Source organism: Cytophagaceae bacterium ABcell3, assembly GCA_030913385.1.
GTDB lineage: Bacteria > Bacteroidota > Bacteroidia > Cytophagales > Cytophagaceae > ABcell3.
This window is the reverse complement of sequence record CP133159.1, coordinates 3268924-3280194: the sequence shown is the minus strand read 5'-3', so window position 1 is coordinate 3280194 and position 11271 is coordinate 3268924. Positions and strand designations below refer to the sequence as shown.

Sequence of the window (11271 nt, the reverse complement as noted above, 5' to 3'; positions counted from 1 at the left end):
TAAGGCACAAAAGACTTTGAACTTAATTTTAAAAGTTAGAAATCATTTTTTTTATATGGCTAATTTTTATGTTTATATTCTTACTAATAAAAATCATACAGTTCTATATACTGGGTTTACTGATGATTTAGAAAGAAGGGTCTATGAGCACAAGAATAAGCTAATTAAAGGTTTTACTAGTAAGTATAATCTTTTCAAGCTGGTGTATTTTGAAGAATTTAATGATGGTAAAGATGCTTTAGCTAGAGAGAAACAGATAAAAAAATACAAAAGGAAGTGGAAAGAACATTTAATATATTCCACCAACCCTCAATGGATTGATCTTTATGATAATTTTACGTCTATTGATATAGAGCAGATAAAATAAAACCTTTTGCACTCTCCCCACACCTGTTGCGGGGTCTGTTGGTAGGTAGCAGTGTCCGTAAAATACGTCATTTGAAAAACCACATTTCTGCCAGTGTCTAACAGATGCCGGAACGGGTCCGGCAGTGGTTTAGCCCCCTATTAATCGGACTATTTTATTTTTGAATTTGTATTACTCTTACCACCCACCATATCTTTGTATCAGCAGGAAACGACTGACGGTGACCTTTGAACCGATGTCGTGTAACTTGGAGTGTTGGGCCCATTCACTTCTTTTTGCAAATTCTCGCCCTCATTGAGAGGGCTCGTATTTGAGCAGGAAACTTCCCTCCGGCTCCCATTACCCGATATCTCCTGATATGGTATTGATAGCTTAAATTTAACTCTTTTTTTAGCTTTTTCAATACGAATAACTTTTCCTTCATTCCATAACTCCCAGAACTTCATTGGCCAGAGGTATGCTATAGAAGAATGCAGCCTTACGTTGTTGTACTTGTAGTAGAACACATTCAGGCGTTCTTCTAATTCATCAAGGGACCAGAACGTATGCCCTTCTAACGCGTGCTTCAATATGCTATGAAAGCTTTCCACATGACCGTTTTCCTGAGGTGTATATGGATGTGTAAACACCTGATTTATATGATTCTCCTTAAAAAAACCTCTTATTTCAGCAGCACTGAACTGAGGTCCATTGTCATTCCTTAACTCCACATGAACACCTTTTGATAGCTGGTCAGCAGCTTGTAAATGCTCGGTTATCACTGCTTCCCAAGCCTGTTTTATCTGACTTTTTCGCATACTGAACCCGACAGACCAGTGCAGAACCGCACGGGTAAAAGTGTCGATAATTGTAAGAATGTAGGCATACCGCCGCTCTCTGGTGATCCAGACTTGTTTAATATCCATTTCAAGAACCTCCAGAGGGCCTTCGGGTGTAACAATACGATATTTGATATATGTTTTTCCAGTTGCTTTCTGTCTGGCTTTAAGCAATAAAGCTTTTTTCATCAACCTGTACACCTTCTTATGGTTGATCACGAAGCCAAGCAGCATCAGCTGTATTGTCATTTTCCGATAGCCATAATCTGTGTCCGGATCTAATTGTATTCTGGAAATTTCTGCCACCACATCCTCATTTGTACACTCGGTGTGTTCATCATCAACACGCCTGAAGACCACAGAGCTTTTCTTACGGCCTCTGCGTCCTGCCTTAGGTATATAGTAAAACTGGTGCCTTGTAAGTTGTAGAATCTCAAGAACTCTATCCCTTGTTAATCCCTGGCCGATGTACTTTACAGCTAATTCTTTTTTTTCGGACAGGGATACTTCTTTTTTAGCAGATCATCTTTTAAACGGGCTTCCAGCTCCTTTTCAGCTATTATTTTCTTCAGATAGTCATTCTCTTTTTCAAGTCTTCTGATTTCCTTCAGATGTTCCGGGGTCATGCCGTGCCGGAAACCTGCATCGCCCATGCTTTCAAATTTTTTCTTCCAGTTGTAATATGTGGCAGGATATACTCCATACTTGTCAAGGGTCACCTGAACGCCATTGCTTTCAGCTTCTTTGAGGATCTTGACTTTTTCTTCTTTGGTAAATGTTCTCTTTTTCACGGACATAAAATTACTAATTTTAAACTATAATTGTGTCCGATCTTTTAAGGGGCTTAATCAGCACGGGCTGTTATTTTTGATTTACAGGAAAAGTCACCAAAATAGTTTTGCATGGGGTAAAATAACGCAGAAAAATAAATCCTAAAGCTCTCTCCCCGCACCTGTTGCGGGTTCTGTTGGTAGGTAGCAGTATCCGTAGAATACGTCTTTTGAAAAACCACTTATCTGCTAGCTCTAAACAGATGCCGGAACGGGTCCGGCAAGAGTGGTTAATTTTGATTTACAGGGGAAGTCCCCCCAAATAGTTTTGCGTATGGTAAAATAACGCATTAAAATCAACCCTTATGCACTCTCCCCGCACCTGTTGCGGGGCCTGTTGGTAGGTAGCAGTATCCGTAAAATACGTCATTTGAAAAACCACTTTTCTGCCAGTGTCTAACAGATGCCGGAACGGGTCCGGCACGGGCTGTTATTTTTGTTTATCAGGGAGGGTTGACAGGATGTTAGTTTTCAGGTGATGGTTAAGGCACAAAAGACTTTGAACTTTTCAAATTTTAATTAATGTTAAAAGTTAGAAATCATTTTTTTATATGGCTAATTTTTATGTTTATATTCTTACTAATAAAAATCATACAGTTCTATATACTGGGTTTACTGATGATTTAGAAAGAAGGGTCTATGAGCACAAGAATAAGCTAATTAAAGGTTTTACTAGTAAGTATAATCTTTTCAAGCTGGTGTATTTTGAAGAATTTAATGATGGTAAAGATGCTTTAGCTAGAGAGAAACAGATAAAAAAATACAAAAGGAAGTGGAAAGAACATTTAATACATTCCACCAACCCTCAATGGATTGATCTTTATGATAATTTTACGTCTATTGATATAGAGCAGATAAAATAAAACCTTTTGCACTCTCCCCGCACCTGTTGCGGGGTCTGTTAGTAGGTAGCAGTATTTGTGGAAAACGTCTTTTGAAAAACCATTTTTCTGCCAGTGTCTAACAGATGCCGGAACGGGTTTGGCACGGGCTGTTATTTTTGTTTATCAGGGAAAGTCACCAAAATAGTTTTGCATGCGGTGAAATGATGCCTAAAAATTAACCATTTAGTTCTCTCCCCGCACCTGTTGCGGGGTCTGTTTGTAAGTAGCAGTGTCTGAAAAGTAGGTCTATTTAAAAACCCACTTATCTGCGAATTCTTGATAGATGCCGGAACGGGTCCGGCACGGGCTGTTATTATTGTTTTTTAGGGAGAGTCACCAAAATAGTTTTGCATGCGGAAAATAACGCAGAAAAATAAACCCTAAAGCATTCTCCCCGCACCCGTTTCGGGGTCTGTTGGTAAATAGCAGTATCCGTAGAAAACGTCATTTAGGAAACCTCTTTTCTGCCAGTGTCTGACAGATGCCGGAACGGGTCCGGCACGGGCTGTTATTATTGTTTTTCAGGGAGAGTCACCAAAACAGTTTTACTTACGGTAAAATATCGCAGAAAAAATAAACCTTTTGCACTCTCCCCACACCTGTTGCGGGGGCTGTTTGTAAGTAGCAGTATCCGTAGAAAACGTCATTTAGGAAACCACTTTTCTGCCAGTGTCTAACAGATGCCGGAATGGGTCCGGCACGGGCTGTTATTTTTGTTTATCAGGGAGAGTCACCAAAATAGTTTTACTTACGGTAAAATATCGCAGAAAAAATAAACCTTTTGCACTCTCCCCACACCTGTTGCGGGGTCTGTTGGTAGGTAGCAGTGTCCGTAAAATACGTCATTTAATAAAAACCTCTTTTCTGCCAATGCTCCACAGATGCCGGAACAGATCCGGCAATGGCGGTTATTTTTGTTTTTTAGGGAAAGTCCCCAATAGTAATTTGGCATGAGGAAAATAAAGCGAAACAAAAACTAGAGCTCTCTCCCCGCACCTGTTGCGGGGTCTGTTAGCAAGTAACAGTACCCGTAAAAATTCACTAACTAATGTTTTATTGAGGTTTTAAAAACGTAACAGACCCAATCTTGTCTGCTGGATATAAGATACTTTCTCCCTTGCTGCTTTTTAGTATCAGGTATTTGTATCCATGATAAATAAAAAAAAGACTGTCTGAAGTTTGGACAACTGAGTTATCATAGTCAAACTTAACATTGACAAAGCTACTCTGAGGTTTAGAGGCACTTTCTTCCAAAATATAACCAACAAAAAAATAAGCCCACAAAAAATTAAACACGAGTAAGAACGTCAAAATTAATTTACGCTGCTTTACAAACATAATGTAAATAATTGGAGCAATTGTCAGGAGAATAATAAAACTGAAAGTAAGTAGTAAGGAAGCCTGATTTGATATATATTGGAAAGTACAGTACTGGAAAATTAAAAATAAAATGATAACAATTATTAACAACAATATATACCATCCACTTGAACTAATTTTTTGTACTATTTTCTGGTATAAATTGATTAGATTATTAAGTCCTGATTCTCTATCTGCTGATCCAAAGAAGGATTCAACTAATTGATTAGCGAAAATAAGCAAAAAACCAGAGCTTGACAGGGTGAATAATAGAATATTCAATTTCCCAAATGGTAAAGAGATATCCTCAAAGCTTATTATTCCATACGGATCAATGTTATTCATTTCAAGGAATCCAGTTAACCACAGGTATGAAAAGAAATAATGAAGGCTAATGATAATAGAAATAAGCCCCAAAATGGTGATCAAAGAATTTGATTCTGAATTTTTTGACGACATTTTTATTTAATTGATTTTTGAAAGAATAACTAAGTACAAAATACAAGAAGTTTTCCCATATGTATAATTTGTTAATTACAAATCCATCCCCGCCCCTTTAAACTTCAGCCAGTTTTTCCTTTCCCGGTAGTCGGGCATAACCTTGTCCACTTCGTTCCAGAAAGCTTCGGAGTGGTTGTCGTGCCGCAGGTGGGCGAGTTCGTGGACGATGATGTAGTCTATGATGGACAGGGGCGCCATCATGCATTTCCAGTGAAAGTTCAGGTCGCCTTTTTTGTTGCAGGAGGCCCAGCGGTTTTTCAGTTCCATTACCCGGATTTCGGCAGGACTTACACCCATCTTTTCTTTGTAAAAATCCACCCGTTTTTTGATTTTCAGAAGGCCTTTTTTCCGGTAAAAGTCTTTAAAAACCTCCTGTATGTCGTTACGGTGTTTTTTGCTTAACAGGAAATGTCCTTCTTTCAGCATAAGCGGCACATCCTGCCCTTCCACCAGCTGTAACTGATAGTTTCTGCCCAGGTAGGTATAGGTTTCACCGCTGACGGGTTCACGGGTGCTTCTGGAGGCGTTGAGTTCTTCTTTCTCGGCCAGAAAACGGAATATCTGAAAGCTTTTCTTCTTTACCACTTCCTCAATTTCCGTATCCGATTTATTTTCGGGGGCAAGCACAGAAATGCTGCCGTCCCGCTCTATGTATATGCTGAGGGTTTTACGCTTGCTTTTTTTTATGGTATATTCCGGTAGTTCTGACATGGATTATGCTCCTTTCACAATTTCCTGGTGCCTTTTCTTCGCCAGAGCCATTATCTCTGTGGTGATTTCCTTGTCCTTTTCAGCAAGCCTTCCGATGCCGCTGAATATCAGTATGTCCTCAATTTCACCGGAGGTACGTTCTATTTCCTTGCCTTTGTTCCAGAAGTCTATGATGCCGATGGTGCCTGCCAGCTCTTCTATTATCTGACTGATGGCTTCCTTACATTTTTCTTTTTCTTCTGCTGAAGGTGTGCCCTCTTTACCCCAGGCTATCTGAATCATCAGGTCGTAGAAGGGTGCTTCTGTTGCCGTTACTCCTTCTTCTGTCTGCTGTCTGCCGGCAAGGGCTTCGCTGGTCAGGCCCTTGAATTCTTTTACCAGTCGCTCCCAGTCGTCTTTGTACTGCTGTATGATGGCTTCAAGTTTTTCGTGCAGTTTGGTAAACAGCGCCGGGTCTTCTTCAAAGTTCACTTTGATGTGCTTACGGATGGCATGCTCCATTTCGGAGGCAATGGCTTTGGGGGAAATGTTTTTGGAAACTTCTTCCTCAAAACTTTCTGAGAAAAGCTCTACCGGCGGAATTTTCGGATTGATGCCGAGGTTCACCACATGCTCGTTGATAAGCCGCTTTATTTTCTCCCCTGCCCCTTCTATGGAAATGGAATTGTCCTTGTAGCGGTTTCTGATTTTTAAAAGTATATATCCAAACTGCTTGGCCGGAATTTTAAAGGGATTGGCTGCGGCATTGGGCAGCACGATGTTCATGCTTTCCATAAAGCTCTTGAAAAAAACATCAAAATCGGCACGGAATTTCACATCTGCGGCTAGTTCTATGCACGCTTCCAGGATATCCTGCCGTTCGGCTGTGTCTTCTGTTGCCTGCTCCACATAGTCTTTTATGCGCTTCACGCCTTTTTCCTTAAAGAGCTGTATGAGGCGGTTAAACCTTTGCTCCAGAATGGGAATTTCCGTATCTGTACGTTTAAAGGAATCCAGAATATCCTCAAGGTCGTCTGAACTGTAAATGGAAAGAGCTTCTTTGAGGTTGTTGGTATTGCCAATATAGTCCACCACAAAGCCCCTTGACTTGCCGGAGGCGGTTCTGTTTACCCGTGCAATGGCCTGCAGCAGGTTGTGCTCCTTCATTTTCTTATCCAGGTACATGATTTGCTCAATGGGCGCGTCAAATCCTGTGAGCAGCATATCGCAAACCACCAGAAAAGCTATGCCGGTAAGCGGTTTCTCATAGTCAAATTTGTCTTTGAAATTATCTACAGCATTATTTCTCTGGGCGGACTTCCGTGCTTCTGTAATAATGGCCGCTTCGTTGGTTCCCTGTGAGGAAACGACCACCTCAACCTTCAGGAATTCTATTTTCCTTATCAGCTCCTCATCCGGATTTTTGCGTTTCCGTTCTGTTTCTATCCGCTCTGCAAGGGCCTTTTCTATGGCTTTTTTGTAGCGTACGGCAGCAAGCACCGAACTGGCTACTACCTGAGCTTTAAAACCGTCTAAGAGGATGTTGTCTATGTAATGGTTTACCAAATCTCTGGCTATGGCGGCTATTCTTTCCTCTGCTTCCAGTACATCGCCATAAGTTCCGTACCGTTTGGTGATTGCTTCCCGCTCTTCTTTGGTATGGTCTTTTACCAAATCCTCAAACTTTACCTCCATTTCGTGTTTGTCCCTTACGGCATCATCCGAGGTTTTGCCTTCATAGAGAATCTGCAGGGTGGCTCCGTCATCTACGGCGTCTTTGAGTTTGTATTTGTCTATATAAGTGCCAAAGCGGTCATGAGTCTTTTTCTTATGCCTGTCGGTAATCAGCGGCGTACCGGTAAAGGCGATTTTCGTGGAGTTCGGAAAGGCCTCAAAGAGGTTGTCGCCCAGGTCGCTGCTTTGTGTGCGGTGGGCCTCATCTATCAGTATGAGTATCTTTTCAGAAGGATTGACCTTGCCAAACCTGTTGTAGGTTACCAGCGGCTCTGCGGCCTGTGCCAGCGCCTGCCCGACTTCGGTATCGTCGGTCTGTACTTTTTCCTGAAACTTATGTATCATCACCATGACCAGATTGGAGGACGGGGTGGCCAGTTTATGTTTCAGTTCTGTGGTAGAATGTACATAGTCCACTTTCTCTTCGGTAAGTTCTGCGGTTGCACCAAGCTGTCCCTCCAGGTCGGTGCGGTCGTTTACCATAAGGATTTTATAATCCTTCAGCGCTTCTGTAGTGCGGAGTTTCCTGACCAGCATCACCATGGTAAGGCTCTTGCCGGAGCCCTGTGTATGCCAGACAACGCCTGAGCGCTCCAAAGGTGTTTTGCCTGTCAGCAGCCTTTCCACAATTTTACCAACAGCCCTGTACTGCTGATATCTGGAAATGATTTTAATCTCCCGGTCGTTGGTGCGCATGTAGAGGGTAAAATGCCGGACAATGTCCAGAAGCGTTTCCGGCGGCAGCATACCCTGAACCAGCACCTCCTGCGAACGGGCTTTTCCCAAAGGCGGCAGGTATGCTTTGTATGTTTCAGGATAAATGTCTTTCCATTCAAAATAATAGTTTTCACTGGAAGTAATGGTGCCGTACTGTGCCACCTCCCCGTGGGTAGCCACGGAAAACTGGTTAAACCAGAACAAGCGCTCATCCCCTTCTTTCAGGCCATCGGCATGTGTGCCCTCCCGCTGATTACTATAGCGCAGTATCTGCTCTATGGCCTCATGCAGCGGATTGCTGGTAAAAGCATTCTGCTCTTTACATTCCACCACCACAAGCGGCAGGCCGTTCACAAACAGTACAATGTCCAGAATAATGAAGCCTTTGCCCGTACCGGGTGTGTCTATGCGGAACTGGTTGATGGCCAGAAAATGGTTTGTTGAGGGATTGTCAAAATCTATAATTTTTACAACCGGGTACTCCTCTCCCGTCAGTTCATTTTTATCTGTACGGGTGTTTTTGGTAATAAGCTCAAATACCTCCTTGTTGGCTTCCAGCAGGCTTTTTAGCTTATGCCCCATCAGCTCGTCATGGATATCCTCCAGTTGTTTGTCCGTAAGCCATTCCGCACCCGATTCGGTTTGGTTGATTTTCCGGACAGCCTGCGTAAAAATGTCTTTAAGAAGCACCTCCCTGAAAGAATACCTGCAGCTTTTACCCGGGTCGCAGGGAATGCCTTTGCCCTGGTCTATGGTATGCCAGCCCAGGTTTTTGAGCTGCTGAAGGAAGGGTTGTTCTATGTGGAGGTATTCGGACATTTAGGTTAATTCTAATAGTTCATCCTCTGAAATAGTAATATTAAATCCTTGAGCCAGTTTTCTCACAACAATCATATGATTATGTTTTAAATCAACCAATCTCCAAGTATGAAAATCATTCATAACTCTAATTGAATTACTAAAAAGCTCTATATTACTCTTGAAATACCTTTCTTTTTTGTCATTGAAATCTTTATTGCTTTGCGCAGCATTTTTCCTTCTTGATATTAATATTAAATTGCCCGCTTTATCTTTCCAATACTGATGCTCACTTTCTGAATATAAACTTTTCCATTCCGACCCGTCCGTTGGATTTTGAGGTAAAATATGCTCAACACTTGTTGTTCCTGGTGGGTCAAACTTTGTGGTATGGCCATGGAATAATAAATCAATTTTAAGAAGAATATATCTAGCAGCTCTTCTGCCATATATATCATGTGCAATTTCTTTAATAAAGTTTTGTGTACTAAATGACATCTCAGAAGAGCCTAAGACTTCCTGATATTCTTTACAAACATCAATCTTCTGGATAATACTATTTATATTTTCTATCCTGTGGGTTGGCGTAAGACCTGTTAACCAATCAGCCGCAAACTTTATCTCTAAAGCTTTTGTAAACTCAACAAGCCCTGTATTCCTGAATTTTTCAAAATATCTTAATAATGGAGCAATCCAAAAATCAGCTTCAAACCCTTTTCTCATCAATTGAATATGATTGTAAAATTCAAAACTGTTGGTTAGTTCATAATTATCTTTGTCAAATATTTCCTGATAGTTCTTGAAGTGCGTGTTGATAAACTTAAACGTATTTTCCCCTTTGGTCAATAAAGGTGCCTTGGGATGGTAAGTTTTTGTAATTCGGTCATACTCCCTTGGGAAATAAATATTATCTTCAAATTCTTTTAATAAGCTATACGCAGCCTTTTGCTTTACCAACATAGTACGAAGGTGAGATAAAAAATTATCAAAATCTTCCCCGAAATATTCTTCTATACACTCCCATTGTATGGCTGCATTCCTTCTTTTGCTTTTATCACTCACTTGTGATAAATTTTCTGCCTTAAGAATATCACTATTACGTAACTTTATTCCTCTGTTATTCATTACCGTAAATAACCGAAATGCATCTTCCAGCTCCTCTGCAGCAACGTATATCATTAGTACGTTACTTCGTAGGTATGGAAAAAAATCATCTATTAGATGTTGTGAAGAAAAATATTCCCTGATTTTCAAAATAGCCTTTGCCATATTCCTAATGGAAATATCTTCATCTTTTTTATTAGCTAATAATGCAAGTTCTTGCACTTTTGCTGTACCTCCATCGGTTTTAATAAAATCATCAACAAATTCTTTTACTTTATTTCTAATATCAAAAACAATTCTAATTCTTTCCGGAACATTGTCATCAGGATTAGCCCTCTGGAAAATTGTTTCTCCACAAGTTTTAATTCTCCCAGTATTATTTGTTAAATCCCTTATTACCGCTGTTAATAAGAATAATGTTGTTAATCTTTGTTGTCCATCAAGCAGGTCATATTCTTCATACCTTGTATTTCCTTCGGTAATATTAGACCGTTTAAGAACCATTGAGCCTAAAAAATATTGAGATTCAGGGTTAGTGCTACACGCTTGACTTATGTCTTCAAGTAACTCACTTACTTGGTCAGCGCCCCATACATAAGGCCTTTGATATTCAGGAATTCTATACCATCTGTTAAAAACGTCTTTTACAAAAAGTTTATCGCTTTCAATTGTTTGTGCCATAATATTAATCAGAGATTGGGAATTATAAATTAATAAAATAAATTGGTTTCAACTTAAGAATAAACAGTTAAAACAGTTCTAAATATAAGCGTGCAATATAAACAAATGCTTTATTGAGATACCTTAACTTCTATAAGGTCATCTGAAGAAACAGTTATTGAGTTATTATAAATTACTTCTAAACTTTCTTTTAAAAGTTCTTCTCTTAACTTATTGCCTACTTTATCACATTTTTCTTTTACATATTGAATAACACACTCTATTAGTATATCAAAGTTTGATAATTGAGATTCAATATCAACTAAACTCATTAGATTATCTTGGATTTTAATAATTTTTTTATTATTTAAATCAGGACTTAAATATGCAACAACTGGATTTTGTTCATAACCTTTTAATTCTCCATGAGCTACATATTTATTTCTTTGGTCAATTATTAAATCATGTTCTTCTTTAATTTCTAAAGAACAATACTTTAACGCATCTTTTTTATTTAATTGACAACCTCTTCCTTTTGCTTCCGAGAAACATTTTCCATAAGTTATAACAGCGTAAAAAGATAAGCTTTGTTTAACAATTGATGATGTCTCAACCATTTTTAAACCTCTCAACTCAGCTAGAACCTTTTTAACAACCTCTAAATCTTTTAGAATTAACCTGTATCCTGAATAACTTTTTGCAATAGGACTTAATAATGGGTAAACTTTACAGTATTGTCCTTTTATTTCTTCCGCCCGAATGTACCCTTCAAGGTTCTCATTCCAAAAAACTTTTATGGTTTTGGCCAT

At 39.7% G+C, this 11271-nt stretch carries 9 protein-coding genes; 2 read left to right on the top strand and 7 right to left on the bottom strand.

All coding sequences use genetic code 11. The features are described 5' to 3' along the window. Positions 1–55: 55 nt before the first annotated feature. The gene (locus RCC89_13205; protein WMJ74114.1) at positions 56–367 is read left to right on the top strand and encodes a GIY-YIG nuclease family protein; all 312 of its coding nucleotides are present in this window, start codon (positions 56–58) and stop codon (positions 365–367) included. Between the two features lie 200 nt (positions 368–567). On the opposite strand, the gene RCC89_13200 is transcribed toward RCC89_13205, so the two are convergent. Then, entirely contained in the window at positions 568–1653 is a 1086-nt protein-coding gene (locus tag RCC89_13200; protein ID WMJ75660.1) for an IS3 family transposase, read from the bottom strand. Between the two features lie 11 nt (positions 1654–1664). Continuing rightward, positions 1665–1982 (bottom strand): transposase, encoded by a 318-nt coding sequence (locus RCC89_13195; protein ID WMJ74113.1) that lies wholly within the window; start codon positions 1980–1982, stop codon positions 1665–1667. A 584-nt stretch (positions 1983–2566) separates the two neighbouring features. Here RCC89_13195 and RCC89_13190 point away from each other — a divergent pair. Further along, positions 2567–2878: a GIY-YIG nuclease family protein gene (locus RCC89_13190; protein ID WMJ74112.1), complete on the top strand. Its 312-nt coding sequence runs from the start codon at positions 2567–2569 to the stop codon at positions 2876–2878. A gap of 1074 nt (positions 2879–3952) precedes the next feature. Here the strand turns inward: RCC89_13190 and RCC89_13185 are convergent. From RCC89_13185 to RCC89_13165, 5 genes are all read right to left on the bottom strand, one after another. Then, positions 3953–4603, bottom strand: a complete 651-nt coding sequence (locus RCC89_13185; protein ID WMJ74111.1) for a hypothetical protein — start codon at positions 4601–4603, stop codon at positions 3953–3955. A gap of 189 nt (positions 4604–4792) precedes the next feature. Then, the gene (locus tag RCC89_13180; protein ID WMJ74110.1) at positions 4793–5470 is read right to left on the bottom strand and encodes a SprT family zinc-dependent metalloprotease; all 678 of its coding nucleotides are present in this window, start codon (positions 5468–5470) and stop codon (positions 4793–4795) included. Between the two features lie 3 nt (positions 5471–5473). Further along, entirely contained in the window at positions 5474–8719 is a 3246-nt protein-coding gene (locus RCC89_13175; GenBank protein ID WMJ74109.1) for an HsdR family type I site-specific deoxyribonuclease, read from the bottom strand. Continuing rightward, on the bottom strand, positions 8720–10483 hold the full coding sequence (locus RCC89_13170) for a DUF262 domain-containing HNH endonuclease family protein (protein ID WMJ74108.1): 1764 nt from the start codon (positions 10481–10483) through the stop codon (positions 8720–8722). A 110-nt stretch (positions 10484–10593) separates the two neighbouring features. Then, positions 10594–11271 (bottom strand): hypothetical protein, encoded by a 678-nt coding sequence (locus RCC89_13165; protein WMJ74107.1) that lies wholly within the window; start codon positions 11269–11271, stop codon positions 10594–10596.

Bases quoted from the DNA above. Each gene is read 5' to 3' on its own strand.
- RCC89_13190 (WMJ74112.1), top strand. From the start codon at position 2,567: ATGGCTAATTTTTATGTTTATATTCTTACTAATAAAAATCATACAGTT.
- RCC89_13175 (WMJ74109.1), bottom strand. From the start codon at position 8,719: ATGTCCGAATACCTCCACATAGAACAACCCTTCCTTCAGCAGCTCAAA.
- RCC89_13180 (WMJ74110.1), bottom strand. From the start codon at position 5,470: ATGTCAGAACTACCGGAATATACCATAAAAAAAAGCAAGCGTAAAACC.
- RCC89_13165 (WMJ74107.1), bottom strand. From the start codon at position 11,271: ATGGCCAAAACCATAAAAGTTTTTTGGAATGAGAACCTTGAAGGGTAC.
- RCC89_13185 (WMJ74111.1), bottom strand. From the start codon at position 4,603: ATGAATAACATTGATCCGTATGGAATAATAAGCTTTGAGGATATCTCT.
- RCC89_13205 (WMJ74114.1), top strand. From the start codon at position 56: ATGGCTAATTTTTATGTTTATATTCTTACTAATAAAAATCATACAGTT.
- RCC89_13195 (WMJ74113.1), bottom strand. From the start codon at position 1,982: ATGTCCGTGAAAAAGAGAACATTTACCAAAGAAGAAAAAGTCAAGATC.
- RCC89_13170 (WMJ74108.1), bottom strand. From the start codon at position 10,483: ATGGCACAAACAATTGAAAGCGATAAACTTTTTGTAAAAGACGTTTTT.